The sequence below is a fragment of the Rheinheimera soli genome (assembly GCF_021290985.1).
Taxonomy (GTDB): Bacteria; Pseudomonadota; Gammaproteobacteria; order Enterobacterales; family Alteromonadaceae; genus Pararheinheimera; species Pararheinheimera soli.
The window spans coordinates 138,918-155,765 of record NZ_JAJOYU010000004.1 but is presented as its reverse complement, the minus strand read 5'-3'; the positions used below and the strand labels follow the sequence as shown (position 1 = coordinate 155,765).

The 16,848-nt window shown below is 45.1% G+C and carries 19 protein-coding genes and 1 tRNA gene; 8 read left to right on the top strand and 12 right to left on the bottom strand.

Annotated features, from left to right (window positions below):
* Nucleotides 1-6: 6 nt before the first annotated feature.
* Entirely contained in the window at nt 7-915 is a 909-nt protein-coding gene (locus LSG37_RS05065) for an ExeA family protein (RefSeq protein ID WP_269836470.1), read from the bottom strand.
* A gap of 113 nt (nt 916-1,028) precedes the next feature.
* On the opposite strand from LSG37_RS05065, the gene LSG37_RS05060 reads away from it, so the two are divergent.
* Entirely contained in the window at nt 1,029-2,273 is a 1,245-nt protein-coding gene (locus tag LSG37_RS05060) for a multifunctional CCA addition/repair protein (RefSeq protein WP_233078842.1), read from the top strand.
* Here the strand turns inward: LSG37_RS05060 and folK are convergent.
* Nucleotides 2,236-2,745: a 2-amino-4-hydroxy-6-hydroxymethyldihydropteridine diphosphokinase gene (gene folK, locus LSG37_RS05055; RefSeq protein WP_233078841.1), complete on the bottom strand. Its 510-nt coding sequence runs from the start codon at nt 2,743-2,745 to the stop codon at nt 2,236-2,238. The genes LSG37_RS05060 and folK overlap by 38 nt on opposite strands.
* The gene (gene folB / locus LSG37_RS05050) at nt 2,745-3,098 is read right to left on the bottom strand and encodes a dihydroneopterin aldolase (RefSeq protein WP_233078840.1); all 354 of its coding nucleotides are present in this window, start codon (nt 3,096-3,098) and stop codon (nt 2,745-2,747) included. The genes folK and folB overlap by 1 nt, the downstream gene beginning before the upstream one ends.
* A gap of 137 nt (nt 3,099-3,235) precedes the next feature.
* Here folB and plsY point away from each other — a divergent pair, with 137 nt between their 5' ends.
* Nucleotides 3,236-3,859 carry a glycerol-3-phosphate 1-O-acyltransferase PlsY gene (gene plsY / locus LSG37_RS05045; protein ID WP_233078839.1) on the top strand — a complete coding sequence of 208 codons (624 nt, stop codon included), beginning with the start codon at nt 3,236-3,238 and terminating at the stop codon, nt 3,857-3,859.
* Here plsY and tsaD read toward each other — a convergent pair whose 3' ends face one another.
* A complete protein-coding gene (gene tsaD / locus LSG37_RS05040) occupies nt 3,860-4,873 on the bottom strand; it encodes a tRNA (adenosine(37)-N6)-threonylcarbamoyltransferase complex transferase subunit TsaD (protein ID WP_233078838.1) in 1,014 nt (337 codons plus the stop codon).
* A 169-nt stretch (nt 4,874-5,042) separates the two neighbouring features.
* On the opposite strand from tsaD, the gene rpsU reads away from it, so the two are divergent.
* The 4 genes from rpsU (at nt 5,043) to rpoD (ending at nt 9,473) form a co-directional block, all read left to right on the top strand.
* Entirely contained in the window at nt 5,043-5,258 is a 216-nt protein-coding gene (gene rpsU / locus LSG37_RS05035) for a 30S ribosomal protein S21 (RefSeq protein WP_008899776.1), read from the top strand.
* A 16-nt stretch (nt 5,259-5,274) separates the two neighbouring features.
* Nucleotides 5,275-5,718: a GatB/YqeY domain-containing protein gene (locus tag LSG37_RS05030; RefSeq protein ID WP_008899775.1), complete on the top strand. Its 444-nt coding sequence runs from the start codon at nt 5,275-5,277 to the stop codon at nt 5,716-5,718.
* 76 nt (nt 5,719-5,794) lie between these two features.
* On the top strand, nt 5,795-7,519 hold the full coding sequence (dnaG, locus tag LSG37_RS05025; protein ID WP_233078837.1) for a DNA primase: 1,725 nt from the start codon (nt 5,795-5,797) through the stop codon (nt 7,517-7,519).
* A gap of 103 nt (nt 7,520-7,622) precedes the next feature.
* Nucleotides 7,623-9,473 carry an RNA polymerase sigma factor RpoD gene (gene rpoD / locus LSG37_RS05020; protein WP_233078836.1) on the top strand — a complete coding sequence of 617 codons (1,851 nt, stop codon included), beginning with the start codon at nt 7,623-7,625 and terminating at the stop codon, nt 9,471-9,473.
* Between the two features lie 228 nt (nt 9,474-9,701).
* Here rpoD and LSG37_RS05015 read toward each other — a convergent pair whose 3' ends face one another.
* The 3 genes from LSG37_RS05015 to LSG37_RS05005 all read right to left on the bottom strand — a co-directional run bounded on the left by LSG37_RS05015 (nt 9,702) and on the right by LSG37_RS05005 (nt 10,829).
* On the bottom strand, nt 9,702-9,995 hold the full coding sequence (locus LSG37_RS05015; RefSeq protein WP_233078835.1) for a hypothetical protein: 294 nt from the start codon (nt 9,993-9,995) through the stop codon (nt 9,702-9,704).
* Between the two features lie 60 nt (nt 9,996-10,055).
* Nucleotides 10,056-10,253, bottom strand: coding sequence for a hypothetical protein (locus tag LSG37_RS05010; RefSeq protein ID WP_233078834.1), 198 nt, complete (start codon nt 10,251-10,253; stop codon nt 10,056-10,058).
* A gap of 72 nt (nt 10,254-10,325) precedes the next feature.
* Entirely contained in the window at nt 10,326-10,829 is a 504-nt protein-coding gene (locus LSG37_RS05005; protein WP_233078833.1) for a hypothetical protein, read from the bottom strand.
* A 662-nt stretch (nt 10,830-11,491) separates the two neighbouring features.
* Here LSG37_RS05005 and LSG37_RS05000 point away from each other — a divergent pair.
* Together LSG37_RS05000 and LSG37_RS04995 are read left to right on the top strand one after the other, a co-directional pair.
* A tRNA-Ile gene (locus LSG37_RS05000) sits at nt 11,492-11,568 on the top strand.
* Between the two features lie 300 nt (nt 11,569-11,868).
* Entirely contained in the window at nt 11,869-12,489 is a 621-nt protein-coding gene (locus LSG37_RS04995) for a hypothetical protein (protein WP_233078832.1), read from the top strand.
* A gap of 119 nt (nt 12,490-12,608) precedes the next feature.
* Here LSG37_RS04995 and LSG37_RS04990 read toward each other — a convergent pair whose 3' ends face one another.
* From LSG37_RS04990 to LSG37_RS04970, 5 genes are all read right to left on the bottom strand, one after another.
* Nucleotides 12,609-12,878 (bottom strand): recombinase family protein, encoded by a 270-nt coding sequence (locus LSG37_RS04990; protein WP_233078831.1) that lies wholly within the window; start codon nt 12,876-12,878, stop codon nt 12,609-12,611.
* Between the two features lie 15 nt (nt 12,879-12,893).
* The gene (locus tag LSG37_RS04985) at nt 12,894-13,394 is read right to left on the bottom strand and encodes a hypothetical protein (RefSeq protein ID WP_233078830.1); all 501 of its coding nucleotides are present in this window, start codon (nt 13,392-13,394) and stop codon (nt 12,894-12,896) included.
* 366 nt (nt 13,395-13,760) lie between these two features.
* Nucleotides 13,761-15,590, bottom strand: coding sequence for a DUF3987 domain-containing protein (locus LSG37_RS04980; RefSeq protein ID WP_233078829.1), 1,830 nt, complete (start codon nt 15,588-15,590; stop codon nt 13,761-13,763).
* A gap of 653 nt (nt 15,591-16,243) precedes the next feature.
* Nucleotides 16,244-16,537 carry a helix-turn-helix domain-containing protein gene (locus tag LSG37_RS04975; RefSeq protein ID WP_233078828.1) on the bottom strand — a complete coding sequence of 98 codons (294 nt, stop codon included), beginning with the start codon at nt 16,535-16,537 and terminating at the stop codon, nt 16,244-16,246.
* Nucleotides 16,537-16,740, bottom strand: coding sequence for a helix-turn-helix transcriptional regulator (locus LSG37_RS04970; RefSeq protein ID WP_233078827.1), 204 nt, complete (start codon nt 16,738-16,740; stop codon nt 16,537-16,539). Before LSG37_RS04970 ends, LSG37_RS04975 begins: the two co-directional genes overlap by 1 nt.
* Between the last annotated feature and the right edge of the window lie 108 nt (nt 16,741-16,848).

Here is a 16,848-nt window from a genome sequence, read left to right as displayed (position 1 = left end):
GGGTTCCTACCAAATTAACGCAGACAGCCCTGCACCTGCTCCTAAGGCCACTACAGTTAAAAGCGGCCATACCCATACTGGCCATGCCGCTTTTACTGGTTGAGGTTTAATCGCCAGCACTTCAGAAGCTGCCTGACTGACCAGGCCAGCATCAATTAATGCCTTTTGCTGACTATACCCCCCTAACATAGCGCGGTCGCAGATTAAATTGAGTAGGCGCGGAATACCACCTGATAATAAAAATAATTTTTTTACCGCAGAAGATGTAAACACAGGCCGACTACAACCTGCTACCTGCAAACGGTAACTGATGTACTGCTGCACTTCCTGCTCAGTCAAAGGCATTAAGTGATAACGCGCCGTGATCCGCTGCGCCAACTGACGTAAATCCTGGCGCTGCAATAGCTGTTGCAACTCAGGCTGACCTATTAAAATCACCTGCAACAGCTTTTTGGTATTGGTTTCTAAGTTGGTGAGCAAGCGCAGCTGTTCCAGTACAGCAGGCTGCAAATGCTGAGCTTCGTCGATAATCAAAATGGTGTTTTTACCGGCCTGATGGTTTTTCGTCAGACGGTTGGTAATTTTGTCGGTCAGCATTTTTAAGCTGGCGTCGGATTTTTTGTAGCGGATTTTTAACTGATCACAAATAGCAGCCAGCAGTTCCAGCTCGTTTAAGGTTGGATTTAAGATAAAAGCCACTTCGGTTTTATCTGTCAGTTCCTGCAATAAACAACGTGATACTGTAGTTTTGCCAGTACCCACTTCGCCGGTCAGCAGTACAAAACCGCCGGCTTCACCTAAGCCATAACGCAAATGCGCCAAAGCTTCAGCATGACGAGGACTTAAAAATAGAAAGTCAGGGTTCGGCGCTATAGAAAAAGGCTGACTGGTTAAACCGAAAAATCCGGTGTACATAAGCTTCCTGATGCTGAGTTAGGGCGACAATTGTAAGCAAGGCGTTATAATGGCAAAAAAACAGACTGCATGAAAGCATTGAAAACTTATCTTGTAGGTGGAGCAGAAATACATTGAAAATTTATCTTGTAGGCGGAGCTGTTCGCGACGAGTTGCTGGGCTATCCGGCTTTAGATCAGGATTGGCTGGTGGTCGGCGCTACACCTGAACAATTACTGGGGTTGGGTTATCAGGCGGTGGGCAAAGATTTCCCGGTCTTTTTGCATCCAAAAACCAAACAGGAATACGCTTTGGCCCGCACAGAGCGCAAACAAGGCCAGGGCTATACGGGGTTTGCCTGTTATTTTGCAGAGGACGTCACCTTAGAGCAGGATTTACAGCGCCGAGATTTAACTATCAATGCAATAGCCAAAGATGATGCAGGCCAACTGCACGACCCTTATGGGGGTGTGGCGGATATCAAGGCAAAAATTCTGCGCCATGTATCCCCAGCTTTTAGTGAAGACCCACTGCGGGTATTAAGAGTTGCGCGTTTTTATGCCCGCTATTTTCATTTAGGTTTTACCGTTGCGGCTGAAACTTTACAGTTAATGACAGAACTGAGCAACAGTGGTGAGCTGCAGCATTTAACTGCAGAACGGGTTTGGCAGGAAACGGCTCGCGCTTTAACAGAACAAGACCCTCAGGCTTATTTTGAGTTACTGCACAGCTGCGGCGCGTTAAAGGTATTGATGCCAGAACTGGATCAGCTGTGGGGAGTGCCTAATCCACCGCAGTGGCATCCGGAAATAGACACCGGCATCCACTGCATGTTAGTGCTGAAACAAGCGGCTTTATTGTCTGACAGATTAGATGTGCGTTTTGCCGCGCTTTGTCATGATCTGGGTAAAGGCGTTACTGACCCTGCTTTATGGCCCAAACATCATGGGCATGAGCACAGCGGTTTGCCTTTAGTGCAGGAACTATGCGCCCGTATTCGGGTGCCAAACGACTGTCGTGATTTGGCGTTATTGGCCTGTGAGTATCATCAGTTGCTGCACAAGTCCTTTGAGCTTCGCCCTGCCACAGTACAAAAACTCTTTGATGGTATAGATTTATGGCGTAAACCTGAACGTCTGGATTTATTGCTGCTCTGTGCCATAGCCGATTTACGTGGCCGTACTGGCTTTGAACAGGCTGATTACCCACAAGCGGACTATTTACGTCAGCTTGCAGTAGCAGCTCGGGCTATTGATGTGAAAGCTATAGTGGCTTTGGGTTTAAAAGGTGAAGCTATTAAACTGGAAGTTGCCAAGGCACGGCTTGAGGCTATAAGCGCCGCTAAACAGCAGTGGCAGGAGCAGCATCCGGCCAGTTAAAAGCCACTTGCCACAGCTTTTGTGGCTCTTGATAGGCTTGCCACATCTGCTGATAGTTTTGACCTGTCAGCGGATGAGTTTGCTCTGGTGCCAGTTCGGATAAAGGCAATAACACAAAGGCGTTTTTAGTAATTTCATCGCGCGGTAATTCAACAGGATCTTTGCACACGAGTTGATCGTAAGTCAGTAAATCCAGATCCAGTCGTTTGCCACAAAACTTAGGCGATTTCACAGGCCGGCCATATTTTTGTTCTATCGCCTTAAAAGCAGCAACACATTCAGCCACAGATAAATCTGTGTTGGCTTCAGCCACCAGATTATAAAAAGCATCGCCGTCAAAACCCACAGCTTCGCTTTCATACACTGCAGAGCAGCGAATTTCACCGAATAATGCCGTCAGCTCCAGATAAGCAGCGCTGATATGCAAATCACGCTCTATATTGCTGCCAATACTGATATAAATCAGCGCCATTACCAACTTCCACGCGATATAGACACGCCGACACTAGCAGCTGCAGGCACAGCTGCAGGTTTGGCAATAGTCACTTTGACCGCTTTAGTCGGGAATTTATCCAGCACCATAGCTGCCACTTTTTCAGCAACAGTTTCAATCAATTCATGAGGGTGTTGGCAAAGCTCTGCAATGGCAGTACAAACGGCGCTGTAATCGAGAGTGTATTGCAAATCGTCAGTCGCGGCGGCCTGGCGGATATCGGTAGCGAGCTCCAAATCAAACTCCAGCGTTTGTTGTATGGCTTTTTCCCATTCATACACACCTATTACCGTCTGAACCTTGAACTGTTTGATAAAAACTATATCCGTCATAGATTTCCGCTTTTGTTAAAGACTTGTTTCAGGTAGGCTGGTCGGATAGGCAAAAATTAAAAAAGCCTATACTCTGAACACCTTATTAAACAGGACGCGATTTTAGCGCACTTTGCCGGACTGAGGAACCTTAATCCATGACCCTTACCATAGCGATTTTGATGCTGCTCGCTTATTTAAGCGGCTCAATCTCGTCTGCCATTCTGGTCAGTCAAATATTCAGGCTACCCGATCCGCGTACTCATGGTTCATGTAATCCGGGCGCTACTAACGTATTACGGTTAGGTGGCGCTTTCCCAGCCTCTTTGGTACTGGTGTTTGACGTGCTCAAAGGCACTATTCCGGTCTGGGGTTCTTATTTTTTAGGTGTCGAAGCCTTTTATCTGGGCATGATTGCGGTCTGCGCCTGTTTAGGTCACATATTCCCTATCTTTTTTGGTTTTAAAGGCGGTAAAGCGGTCGCCACAGCTTTTGGCAGCATGATGCCGATAGGGCTGGATTTAGCGGGTTTACTGATTTCTACCTGGATGATGCTGATAGGAGCTACCGGCTATTCGTCGTTGGCAGCTATTGTCACAGTAGGCCTTGCGCCCATTTTTACCTGGTTTATCAAACCTTTGTATACCATCCCTGTGTCCATGCTGAGCCTTTTGATTATTATCCGTCACAAAGACAATATCATCAGGCTCTGGAATGATCAGGAAACTAAGGTTTGGCATAAAAACCGCAAAACCAAACCTCAAGATCCTGAACAAGAATAATTAAAGTGCTGGCAATTGCTCCATAGGCCAACGTGGAGTCACGCCTATAGTTAAATCTTGCTGCTGCCCTGCTCTTAAACGCTGAAAGCCTGCAAAAGCAATCATAGCGCCGTTGTCGGTGCAGAATTCTTTACGTGGGTAATAGACTTCGCCTTTTAAGCTTTTCAGTAAAACTTCCAGCTGTTCACGTAACGACGTATTGGCACTGACGCCCCCTGCGACCACTAAACGTTTTAAGCGCTGCTCTTTTAAAGCACGACGACACTTTAATACCAACGTATCCACAACAGCCTGCTGAAATGACGCTGCGATATCTGCCTGTACTTCAGGGCTTTTGCCCTCAGTTGCAATCACATTAGCGGCGGCAGTTTTCAAACCACTGAAGCTGAAATTTAAACCTGGTCTGTCTGTCATTGGACGTGGAAAGGCATATTTATCGGCCTGACCTTGGGTCGCTAATTTGGCAAGCAAAGGCCCACCAGGATATTCCAGCCCCATCAATTTAGCTGTTTTATCAAAAGCTTCACCTGCAGCATCATCAACAGATTCGCCCAATAACTGATACTGGCCTATACCATCTACCCGAACTAACTGGGTATGACCGCCTGAGACTAACAAAGCGATAAAAGGAAACTCCGGTGGGTTTTCTTCCAGCATAGGCGCCAATAAGTGGCCTTCCATATGATGCACAGCCAAAGCTGGTTTGCCCCAGGCAAAAGCCAAACTGCGGCCTATTGATGCGCCCACTAACAAAGCGCCTGCTAAACCCGGGCCTGCTGTGTAAGCCACACCGTCTATGTCGGAGGGCTCACAACCCGCTTCTTTTAAAGCTTGTTGAATTAAAGGTAGTGTTTTACGGATATGGTCACGTGAGGCCAGTTCAGGCACTACACCACCATAATCGGCATGCAAAGGGATCTGGCTGTATAACACATGACTTAGCAGACCCCGCTCTTCGTCGTACACAGCGATGCCGGTTTCATCACACGATGTTTCTATGCCAAGTACTCGCATTTTTCTCCCCTTACCTATATGCTACGCGGCGAATTGTACTGGGATCCGAGCATCATCACCAGTACAACACTTATTGCTTTACATTGGGGCTGGCTTTTGAGTAAAATGCCGCACCATTTTTAATCGTATTGGTTAGACACTAACCAGAGTTGACCGAGGTGAGAATTTAATGCCTGTTGTTAAAGTAAAAGAAAACGAACCATTTGACGTAGCTTTACGTCGTTTCAAGCGCTCTTGTGAAAAAGCTGGCGTATTAGCTGATGTACGCTCTAAAGAGTTTTTCGAGAAGCCAACTTGGGTTCGTAAGCGTAAGAAAGCTGCCGCTGTTAAGCGTCACATGAAAAAGCTTTCTCGCGAAAACGCTCGTCGCATCAAGCTTTACTAAGATTATTGCCTGACCTATGGCATTGTTAGAACAGCTGCAAGAAGCCCAAAAAGACGCAATGCGTGCCAAAGACAAACTGCGTCTCGGCACTATTCGTTTAGCTTTAGCTGAAATCAAACAACGTCAAATTGACTTGCAGATGGTGCCTGATGACACCAACATTCTTCCTGTGTTGACCAAAATGGTAAAACAGCGGAAAGAATCTGCCAGTCAGTACAGTGCAGCAGGTCGGCAAGATTTAGCTGATATTGAATTAGCAGAAATCGTAATCGTAGAACAGTTTTTGCCACAAGCCTTATCTCAGGCTGAGCTGGATGATTTAGTGCAACATGCTATTACTGCTGTTGCAGCCTCTGGAATGCAGGACATGGCGAAAGTCATGGCCCACTTAAAACCACAGGTTCAAGGCCGTACTGATATGGCCGTTTTAAGTCAGGTTATTAAAGCTCGTTTGAGTTAAGCTTCTAGCTGAACTACTGCACGCCGTGCCCTAAGCACGGCTTGTCTTTTTCTGAATACAAGTAAAAAGGAAAAAGGTGGCAGGACAAATCCCCAGACACTTTATCGACGACTTATTAGCTCGTACAGATATAGTGGAACTGATAGATCACAGAGTTCCGTTAAAAAAGGCCGGTAAGAATTACCAGGCTTGTTGCCCTTTCCATAACGAAAAATCCCCTTCTTTTACCGTAAGTAGCGACAAACAGTTTTATCATTGCTTTGGTTGTGGCGCTCACGGCAATGCCATCAGTTTTATGATGGCGTACGAACAGCTTGAATTTGTAGAAGCTATTGAAGAACTGGCAAAGCAGCATCATTTAGAGATACCACGCGAACAAGGCAGTGGTAAGCAGTATCCGCAAGCTCAGGCCGACGACTACAGCCAGATGCAAAAAGCGGCAGATTTGTATCAGCAACAGCTGAAACAACAGCTTCATGCTGCCACCTATTTGCAGAAACGTGGTATTTCAGCAGCCACAGCAACAAAATACGGTATAGGCTACGCACCAGACAGCTGGGATTTTGTGTTAAAGCAGTTAGGCGCTTCACGTTCAGCTCGTGATCAGCTGTTTGAAATTAAACTGATCAACCGCAATGATCAGGGCCGTGAATACGATTTTTTCCGCGACCGGCTGATGTTTCCCATTCGGGATAAACGCGGCAGAGTGATAGGTTTTGGCGGCAGGGTGATAGGTGAAGGTACGCCAAAGTATCTAAACTCACCTGAGACCCGACTTTTCCATAAAGGCCGTGAACTTTATGGTTTATATGAAGCCAGACAAAGCCAGGATCGGCTGAATCGTGTGCTGATTGTTGAAGGTTATATGGACGTGGTAGGTCTGGCCGAGCAAGGAATATCTTTTGCGGTGGCTTGTTTAGGCACCGCCACGACCCCAGATCACATGCATACGTTATTCCGCCTGACCAGCACTGTCACTTGCTGTTACGACGGCGACAGAGCGGGCCGCGACGCCGCATGGCGTGCTTTACAAAGTGCCTTACCGCATTTAAAAGACGGCGTGGAACTGAATTTTGTATTTTTACCAGACGGCGAAGACCCGGACTCCTTGGTGCAAAAAGAAGGCAAAGATGCCTTTTTAAACCGTCTGGAGCAGGCCATGCCTTTAGGTCAGTATTTATTTGACCATCTGGCCAAAGAGTTAGATTTAACCAGCGATGCCGGAAAGTCCGCCCTGTGGGTTAAAGGCAATGAGCTGATTAAACAAATTCCAAGTGAATTTTACCGCGATGCCTTGTTTGAAACCCTGGGATCGCTGGTTGGTAAATCGTCGCAGCAAAATACGGCGGCCAGAAGCCAGACTAAGGTGCAGAGCAAAGCTCCTGCGACCACAAAAATTACGCCGATGCGCCGGGCTATTGCGCTTTTACTGCAATACCCAGCCCTTGCCAAAGTGATGCCTTTGGCGCCTGAACTGGCAGAAGCGAATTTACCTGGTATTCAGTTGTTACTGACAGTACAGCAGACTTTATTAGCTCAGCCTGAACTGACAACAGCACAATTGCTGGAACATTGGCGCGATACGCCTGAATACAACATATTGGTGAAGCTGGCGTTGTGGGACCATCAGGTTGCCGAAGAGCAGTTAACTAAAGAATTTCTGGATACCTTCCGCTCTATAGAAGATCAGTATCTGGGTCAACGTCTGGAAGAGTTGCAACGCAAAGATACTTTGCAGCAACTGACCACGGCGGAAAAACACGAATTTGTGTTGCTGTTAAAAGCTTTTAAAAGCAAATAACCGTGAGTAAGCCGTCATTGCGCGGTGGCTAGAAAAGCCGCGCTTTGTTATAATCGCTAATTCGCATTTTTGAACTAACTATTTGGGTGGAAGAACAGCCTCTATGGAGCATAATCCTCAGTCGCAACTAAAACTCCTGATCTTGAAGGGTAAAGAGCAAGGTTATTTGACCTTTGCTGAAGTGAATGATCATCTTCCACAAGATATTATTGACTCCGATCAGATCGAAGACATTATCCGTATGATCAATGACATGGGTATTCAGGTGTTTGAAACAGCACCAGATGCCGATGACCTGATCATGTCTGACGCTGCGCCGGATGAAGACGCCGCAGAAGAAGCCGCTCAGGCTTTAGTCAGTGTGGATAAAGAGTTAGGTCGCACTACAGATCCGGTCCGCATGTATATGCGCGAAATGGGCACTGTAGAGCTGTTAACCCGTGAAGGCGAAATCGACATCGCCAAACGGATTGAAGATGGTATCAATCAGGTTCAGACCTCTGTGGCTGAATACCCTGAAGCCATCACCTACCTGTTAGAACAGTGGGATAAATTCGAAGCCGAAGAAATTCGCTTAAGTGACATTGTCACCGCATTTATCGATCCAAACGAAGTGGATGATATGGCCCCAACGGCCACTCATATCGGTTCTGATGTGCCAGAAGAAGAACTGGCCGATGAAGACGCTGATATCTCTGGTGACGACGAAGAGTCTGAAGACTCGGACGAAGAAGCAGACACTGGCCCGGATCCGGAAATGGCCCGCGAGAAGTTTGGTGAACTCCGTACTCAGTACGAAGTAACCCGTAGCTCTATCGTCAAAAACGGCCGTGAACATCCGACCACCAAAGAAGAAATTGAAAAACTGAGCGAAGTTTTCCGTTGCTTCCGTTTAGTGCCAAAACAGTTCGACCGTCTGGTCAAAAACATGCGTGAAATGATGGACCGCGTGCGCGTCCAGGAACGTATTGTGATGAAGAACTGCGTTGAGTACGCAAAAATGCCAAAGAAAAACTTTATGAAGTCTTTCAGCGGCAACGAAAACTCAACGGCATGGATCGACGCCGAAATTGCTGCAGGCAAACCTTATTCAGCCAAGCTGGGTGAGATGCGTGACGATTTGTTCCGCAGCGTTGAGAAGCTGAAAAAAATTGAAGAAGAGACTGGTCTTTCGATCTTTAAAATTAAAGATATCAACCGTCGCATGTCGATTGGTGAAGCCAAGGCCCGTCGTGCGAAAAAAGAAATGGTTGAGGCGAACTTACGTCTGGTTATTTCTATCGCGAAAAAATACACCAACCGTGGCTTACAATTCCTTGATTTAATTCAGGAAGGTAACATCGGCTTGATGAAAGCTGTCGACAAGTTCGAATACCGTCGTGGTTATAAGTTTTCAACTTACGCTACATGGTGGATCCGTCAGGCAATCACCCGTTCAATCGCTGACCAGGCCCGTACTATCCGGATCCCTGTTCATATGATTGAAACCATCAACAAACTGAACCGTATTTCACGTCAGATGTTGCAGGAAATGGGTCGTGAGCCGTCTCCGGAAGAGTTGTCCGAACGTATGGGCATGCCAGAAGACAAGATCCGTAAAGTGCTGAAAATTGCCAAAGAGCCAATCTCCATGGAAACACCAATAGGTGATGATGAAGATTCGCATCTGGGCGATTTTATCGAAGACAGCACTTCAGAATCGCCGCTGGATTCAGCCACCATGGAAAGCTTAAAAGCCGCCACCAACGAAGTGTTGGCCGGTTTAACAGCCCGTGAAGCAAAAGTACTGCGTATGCGTTTTGGTATCGATATGAATACCGACCATACACTGGAAGAAGTGGGCAAACAGTTTGACGTAACACGGGAACGTATCCGTCAAATCGAAGCCAAAGCGCTGCGTAAACTGCGCCACCCTTCCCGTTCAGAAGTATTAAAAAGCTTCCTCGACGAGTAGATTTGTTTCACGTCGAACATGTGCTTCTGCATTTGCGACGGACTAATCAGAAGGCACCGCAAGGTGCCTTCTGATTTTTGATCAACCAGAGTCACCATACTTAAAGGTTCTGACCAGAGGCATATCCCCAGCTTCGGATAGGAGGAGCATATTGTATCTCCTGCTCACTCCGGTTTACCTAATATAGTTGTCCGAATATCCTAGCTGTATCTATGCTTTAATCAGAACTCAACCAATCCCCCATAAACCCCAGCCAAAACATAATAAAGCGGACAGATACAAAAAACCTGTTGGTGATTGCCAACGTATTGGTTGTCGAATGAACTCAGAAAAACGCAAGTTGGCTAGATGTAATTCGAATAGCAAAGCAAGCATTAACAATGCAAGTGCGAACTGGTAGTAGCGCTGAGGATCTGTACTATCATAAAGCCAAGGTGTATATAACGCATAAAGACAAACGAAAAAGACGAATAATGTTTTTATGTTTTTATAAGAAAAATGAGAAAACTTCTTTATATCCATGATTTTTCTCCCGTTTTATAGAATAGCTGGCAACAGCAACACTATTGCCAGCCACATTCTTTAGTTTAGAGCATCACTAATCCAGCTCTGGATAGGCGTGTTGCTATTCAGCCATTCTCCTGCCTTATAGCCAGCCTGGAAAGACGCAGCTAAAAACCCAAGAGCACCAGTAAACCGGGTTGCAGCAGCGAGATTGCGTGCACTGTAAAATTCTCCTCCAGAAACAACTGCAATCTGTTTAGCATCTAATACGTTCATGTGTGTTTCTCCTTGAATAAAGAATAATTAAAGCCTGCCTATCAGGCTCAGTATTAACTCGAATAACCAGACTTAAAGCCTATGGTTCTCGAGAATTACATCAGTGCTTAACAACACGCTGGACTGCTGCGGCACTGCATTGTTGTCAGCACAGATATACAGGGAACACTGCGGTACTTCTATCTTGTTCACCAATTCCTTAATAGGGAACGACATTTCAACTTCATTTGGCATCACTATATTCTGAGCAGTGTTTACCGACTCACTTTGAAAGGTAGCAAAATGCTTATAAAGCAAAGCGCCAAACCTGAGTCTGGTCTGCAGACCATGTTGAATAACATCATAGGCTCGGGCCAGTATCAGCAATAGGGCTCGTAATTCTGAATTCGGCGGTAACAACGTCAACAATAAAACCCCAGCCTGGATGTGGCTGCCGATTTTCACAACTAAGTTGATGACTCTGTCACAGGCTGTGGTAACCAAAGGAAATGAGACTGGTTGCAATAGCGCCAAAGAGCTGTCAGGCTTGCTGTTTTGGGGCTGCACTGCATTGAAACGAAACGATTCTTGTGCCATAGCTGGGGCCTTTAGTTAACGGTGACCACCAACCCCCACCTAAGTAATTAACAATAAATTTACCTAACAAAAATGAATTAAGCAAAAATTAGCCAATACATTTTCATCGAAAAAACTTAACACCTTTATTTGGCAGGAAATTTAGTTATTCAGAAAATATACTAAGTCAGATGATAATAAAAGCCTGCCAATGCCAGCTATTAAAAACAACGGTGGGTGTATTTGGACAGTAGATTAATGTGGTAGATACACACTGCTTCTAAAGATAGAGAAAATAGCTATTTGACCAGTCTTTTTATACCCTGTACGAATACCTATGAACTGCCAGATCGCAAATACTAGAATAAAACAGCCCAACTAGCCATTTAGTCCATTTCAGTTCCCTTTTGCGGCTTCTGTTAGAGTTGTTAGTCCCTGTTCTATCACAGCAACAAACAGCCGATAGTAGGGCATTATTACCGACGAAAACATCGCCTAGGATTGCATCTTACCTGTCAATCTCAAGTTTAGTGTTGGGGATTGATAGAGAAGCGGATAAAAAACAAGCAATCAGTACAAAGAGCATGTCACGAAGCGGTGACAACAGCAGAAAAACTTCTTATACTGCCTGCGCTTTAAAGAGTTCAGCCCTTGGACTTGTTTACTTAAAGCCTGTTTTAAATGGCCCTATAGCTCAGTTGGTTAGAGCATCCGACTCATAATCGGCAGGTCCCTGGTTCAAGTCCAGGTGGGGCCACCATTTTTAAAGACCTTCATAGTTAACACCCACTAACATTTTAAATTTTTCAGTACTGCGGATCGGTGGCGGATCGGAATCTCACTTTCTATTCTTGGTTTCTTCAGATTTACCCTTTAGGGGCTCACAAAATACCCATAAGCCAGCAGTACTTTTACTGCTACTGAAAATTCCTTTTTATAGTCGGGAAATTCTCTCTTTTTAGGGGGTAAGAAAATACCCTTTAATTTTGGGGTGCATTTGCTCTTTGACTAGTTTATAAAGTTCTACTTAGGATCTTCAGTGTTAAAAGGATAAATCAGAATGAAAATTTTTGCTGCTTTACTAGCAATTCCACTTACAGCCTGCGTTTCAATTCCTGTTATAGACACCCAAGAAACTCGGTTTCAAACAAAAGTAATTCTGAGCGAATTTAATAGTGTTGCTAGTCAGTATATTGCTAAACCAACATTTGCCTCTCTGGTCTCGTTCCCAAATGGTGAAAGTCCAGACTTACTTTCTTATGTGGCGGATGGCTATGGAAGTAGTTACAACAGTTATATTGGTGTTACAAAAAATAAGCTTGGTTTCCAAGTTCAGCGAACGACGGCTGATGCTTTTAATGGAGCACTTGAAAAGTATTTGAGCTGGTCTGAAACTGCTACAGCAAATAAAGATGCTTTCACAAAAGATATTGCAGAAATTGAGTACGGGGCGGGTCTGGTTTCTGACTTTAAATCATACTACAAGCTTACATTTCATTCAGGAAATGAGCAGAACCATTATCTTCTGGTGAAGTCTTGCTCTTTCAGCGAATTGACCAAAGAAATTTGTGCTGGTGATACAGCTTTAGAAAAACACTCAGTACTTGAATTGAAAAACGATATAAATAGGTTCATATCAGGTGAAATTGCACAAAAAGATATTGCTTCAAAATATAATTGAAAATTCTATTTCACGTCCTTCCAACTACTTTAAAAGCAATGAAGTGATGTTAAATGCAATTTTTTTACGCGTACTGGTAGCAAAATACCCTTAGTGTAACCTTAGTGTAAATATCAGGGTTATATAGGGGTAGCCAGCCGACAAGCTGGCTTTACTTTTGGTTTCTCTTCTTCTTTTGATAATCCCCACAGCCCAGAATAACCAGCGTTTTGCAGGAATCTGAACAGCCTTTTTTCTGTCCAAAGGTTGCCCCGTGTGGTGCGGATTTCTTTTTGGTTGAGCAACGCCACCATTTTTTTATAGCTGGTTGTGCGCCAACTGTCTTTAACTATCGAGTAGACCAAAGTTAAAACAAACTGTCGGTGTTGCTGGCGCAATATTTCTATCATTTTTCAGTCTCTAACTTACTCAATAACCAAACCAGAATAGGAATATCCCTGACTGCTTTTGTGGTATTTGATCTCTATGCTGTAAGCGCTCCTAATCATAGCTCCGAAACCATTTTGAGAATCGACAGTGCCAACAATCCGAGTTCTGCAGGCTCCAACAACTTCAGCTGAAATTGGTTTTGCAGGGAATACAGCGCTTGATGGTGACTTAAGGTTTTGTTTTACAAAATCTTGTGCATAGTAGTAAGCCATTCTGGTGTCGTTGCAAATCCGCGTTGCTTTCTCTTTTTCAGCCGCTACTTTCTCTTTCTCAGCCGCTTGCTTATTGGCTTTTGCCTGCTCTGGCGTTTCGGCTGATGATAACGCCCACGCTGCTGCAAGGCTAAAAATCACAGCGAAAATTACAACGGTTACAGTTGTAATGCCGTCTCCTGTCTTTTTTTCTGGCTTTTGTTCTACCCCTAGTCTTCTAACCCGGTCTTGCCATGTTTCCTCTTTTGGTTCCATACCGTCCATTTCAAATCCTCAATTTTCGCAATTCGTTCGAGTAAAGCTACCTTCGAAATAAAGTTACCACAACAAATTTATACCTTTATACCTTCGAATTATTGTGCAAGGTATAACGCAAAAGCCTTGCCGCGCTTGGTGTGCAGGCTGCTTTATACCTTTATACCGAAAATCCCCATAAATATAGATATTCTGTTTTTAAGGTATGGAAACTGATAAAGAATCAAAATAAATCAAAACATAGAAATAATGGTATAAAGGTATAAAGTTATCTCTAAGCCTTGTAAATAAAGGGCTTTGCCTTATACCCCCAATGGTATAAAGAAGGTATAAAGCAGATAAACCAAAGCTCGGCCAGCTAAACAGAAGGGCCATTTATAGGCCCCCTGCAATAACATAGCGTATCTTTTTGCCAGAGTGTTGTAGCTCAATATCCCCGACTTCTTCCATACGCTTAATAATCTGATCGTACAGGTCGGGTTTGTCCTTGTTTTGTGGGCTCTTGGTGTGCTGTTCTGTTATTTGCCTTAGTTTTGCAAAGTTCTTTAAAATATCTTGCCTCATCGCGCCGGGGGTGTGTCGTTTCGGGTCACGTTCTTTGATCTGCCTTATAACTGATGCTCTGGTGTGCAACGCAATATCAGCAATAGTTGCATTAGCCTTTTGTGCAGCGTCCTTTTGCAGTAAATAACCAACGTCATCAATACAACGGGCAACCAAAGCAAAAGCATAACTAACGTGCTCTGGCTTTACTTCTCCAGCTTCCAGCGCCAGCAGGCTTGCTACTTTGTTAACTTGCTCCATTACCCGCGCATAAATTGCCCCCATTACAGGCGCGTTCAATCGCTGGTCTTGATCATAGTAGCTTTGGATCTCGTCCAACATTTGCCGGGCTTTGGGGTTTACTTTCAATGGTTGCAGGCTGCCATTGTTGATAAGGTGCAAACGGTTAAGAATATCCACATCACCGAAAAAAGGCGTTTCCTTTACCTGTTGTAGCTTTTCCCTTTCTTCAGCGCACCTAATAACCAGACAGCGGCCTATTAACCCGCTACCTATGTTTTCCTCAGTGATCAGACTATCAAGGCCACTGGGGGTAGAATGGCCCATTATTGAGACCACAGGATCAGGCCAGCCATTTTCTATAAAGTCGCGCTTTTTGAATAACCAACGCAAAGCCCGGTTCAGTTTTTCAAGGTCTGGCACTTCTTCAGCTTCAGGCTTTTGCCCTTCTTCGGCTTTGGTAATTTTCTTTTTTAGCTGGTCAATATCATGATCTATTTCTTTAAAAAACTGGCGGCGATGATTGCCCGCAAACAGGTAAACTTTTGAAGTTGCGAGTGTCAAAATTAAGTCACCTATTTTGCTTTCATAGGTACTCGCATTTTTGCTATTGATTGCTTTAAACATGCCCTGAATTTCATCAATCCGATAACAGCAACGCCCATCACCTTCTATAAGATTGCGGATCATATCCACATCTGAAGAAATTCCACCCACAACATGCCGACCTAATTTTAACTGTGCTGCCGTTTCAGCTAACCAGCTTTGGCCGTGCTCTTTGCCTGCGGCGCTGGGCGCAATAGCCAGCGTTAACAAGTTCAGCTTGATACCATCTAACCCTTTGCGGTTGCCTGCGGCTAGTGACAGCATTTGCAAAGCAACAATAGGATAAATTAGCGGTATAGGGCGTTTTGCGGTTCGGTTTAAATACTCGCATATAGCACCAGCTAACCCCGGCGGTGTTTCAATACGTACCCCAGATACATCTGCGGGCAACGGCTCTGGCTTTTCCGCTTCGGTTTGATCCTCAGCAGCAATAAACAGCGCAAAGGCATCATCAGTAGCAGCAAGCCCTAACAACTCAGCAGCGGCCTTTACAGCGGCTTTAAAGTCGCCGTTATGTTCTTGCTCACAGTACAGATCAAAGGAATCTAAGCCTCTACCGTGCAGTTTGTGACTTGTGTTGTGAATGTATAGCCGTTCTCGGCCGTCTCGCTCCCCGATTAGTACCTTAGCACCAGCAACACCACTTTTACTTTCTGGCGGCAGATAGCGGTTTTCTCTTACTCGTTTAAATCCCATAGTCTCAACTTGCTGGCTCAACGGATAACGATCACAGTAAGCCTGTACAACGCTTTCACCTCTTTGCTTAGGCTTTGTAATGGCTGGTGCTGGTATAGGCTCTGGCATGGCTTCAGGCACTGTAAACGGCTTGCCTGTTTCAAAGCTTGCGCTGTAATACCCCTCAGCCCGGCCAGCTTCAACCCTTGGGAAAAACCAAGGCTGTGACAGGCTATTGTTTTCACTTGCGGGCGCTACTTTCACCCCGGACAAATGCAATATGTCTAAAATAGCATCAACACCGCTTTCTAATGTCTGCGCTGTGGCATCACTCGGCACTAATAAACGCCATTTGTTAAAACTTTGGCCGTGCTTGTGGTGGCTGTGGCTGGTGTAAATCAGGTGTTCAATACCAGCCTGTTTCATGGCTTCGTGCGTCAACTTAGGATCGGGCGCACCTTCTATAATTTCTCCGTCTTCCGTGATTGAACTATCACCATCAATAATAATCAGCAGGTGCTTAGCCTGAAGCATAGCCTTATCGCTTCTGCTTCCTTCGCTATGGCCCCGGACAAAGTAAGGGCCGTCTTTAGGCCCCTCTTTGACATTCTGTGGCTGGAACATGGCGATCAGTTCAGATAGTGTTAGGTTAAAAGGTTGTAATTGGGTATTGCTTACTCCCCCTGTCACAGTTCTGGACAGGTTAAGTTTTGTACTGCTAAACTCGTGTTCGATAGTCGTATCAAATGCCTCGTTAACTTGTCCGGTTGCGGGGCTTTGTTTTGTGCGATTAGTCATATATCCACCCCACAAAGTAAGCCCGCGCTTCTGGTGATATGCTCTGCCAGTCGATAAAATAGCGGCCGGATCTTGTCGTGCGTTATGCCGTGAAAATCAGCAACGCCATTTTCGTCCTGATAACGGTATCTAAACCCTTTTTGTTCTAAGTCCTGTACACGTGCGGCAAGGTGGCAAATACCAAGCCGATCTGCTTCGTAGCGGTTAATAGAGCCTGTCATAAACATGTATTTAAACGCTTTTCGAGCTTGAGCTTCAGAGCTTTGCGCCTGCTGTGAAAATAGTTTCATTAGTGCGCCCCCTCACCAGCTAAAAAAGCCTGTACAGCTTCAGCAGGCCATAGCAAACGCCCTGAAGGTAATTTGATAGGTCTAATGCCGTAAAAGCTGCCTGTTTTACAAAGGCGAGTTCTGATAGTGCTAGGCTTGCCGTGTAATACATCGGCAAATTGCTCTGTGGTTAAGTTCTGCGGTGTGGAAGTATTGATAGCCATTTTCTTAAACCTCTTTGTGTGTGAGGTTTACAAATTAATCGCATAAACACGGAAATAAAAAAGGGCTCAGGGGTTACAAAAGCCTTTTGTTCTGCCTGAGTTATCGTA

Coding starts and splice junctions, on each gene's coding strand:
- plsY (WP_233078839.1), top strand. CDS start 3,236: ATGACCCTTACCATAGCGATTTTGATGCTGCTCGCTTATTTAAGCGGC.
- folB (WP_233078840.1), bottom strand. CDS start 3,098: ATGACGGATATAGTTTTTATCAAACAGTTCAAGGTTCAGACGGTAATA.
- LSG37_RS04970 (WP_233078827.1), bottom strand. CDS start 16,740: ATGGCTATCAATACTTCCACACCGCAGAACTTAACCACAGAGCAATTT.
- rpsU (WP_008899776.1), top strand. CDS start 5,043: ATGCCTGTTGTTAAAGTAAAAGAAAACGAACCATTTGACGTAGCTTTA.
- tsaD (WP_233078838.1), bottom strand. CDS start 4,873: ATGCGAGTACTTGGCATAGAAACATCGTGTGATGAAACCGGCATCGCT.
- LSG37_RS05010 (WP_233078834.1), bottom strand. CDS start 10,253: ATGAACGTATTAGATGCTAAACAGATTGCAGTTGTTTCTGGAGGAGAA.
- LSG37_RS05005 (WP_233078833.1), bottom strand. CDS start 10,829: ATGGCACAAGAATCGTTTCGTTTCAATGCAGTGCAGCCCCAAAACAGC.
- LSG37_RS04995 (WP_233078832.1), top strand. CDS start 11,869: ATGAAAATTTTTGCTGCTTTACTAGCAATTCCACTTACAGCCTGCGTT.
- LSG37_RS05030 (WP_008899775.1), top strand. CDS start 5,275: ATGGCATTGTTAGAACAGCTGCAAGAAGCCCAAAAAGACGCAATGCGT.
- LSG37_RS04985 (WP_233078830.1), bottom strand. CDS start 13,394: ATGGACGGTATGGAACCAAAAGAGGAAACATGGCAAGACCGGGTTAGA.
- LSG37_RS05015 (WP_233078835.1), bottom strand. CDS start 9,995: ATGGATATAAAGAAGTTTTCTCATTTTTCTTATAAAAACATAAAAACA.
- LSG37_RS04990 (WP_233078831.1), bottom strand. CDS start 12,878: ATGATAGAAATATTGCGCCAGCAACACCGACAGTTTGTTTTAACTTTG.
- folK (WP_233078841.1), bottom strand. CDS start 2,745: ATGGCGCTGATTTATATCAGTATTGGCAGCAATATAGAGCGTGATTTG.
- rpoD (WP_233078836.1), top strand. CDS start 7,623: ATGGAGCATAATCCTCAGTCGCAACTAAAACTCCTGATCTTGAAGGGT.
- LSG37_RS05065 (WP_269836470.1), bottom strand. CDS start 915: ATGTACACCGGATTTTTCGGTTTAACCAGTCAGCCTTTTTCTATAGCG.
- LSG37_RS04975 (WP_233078828.1), bottom strand. CDS start 16,537: ATGAAACTATTTTCACAGCAGGCGCAAAGCTCTGAAGCTCAAGCTCGA.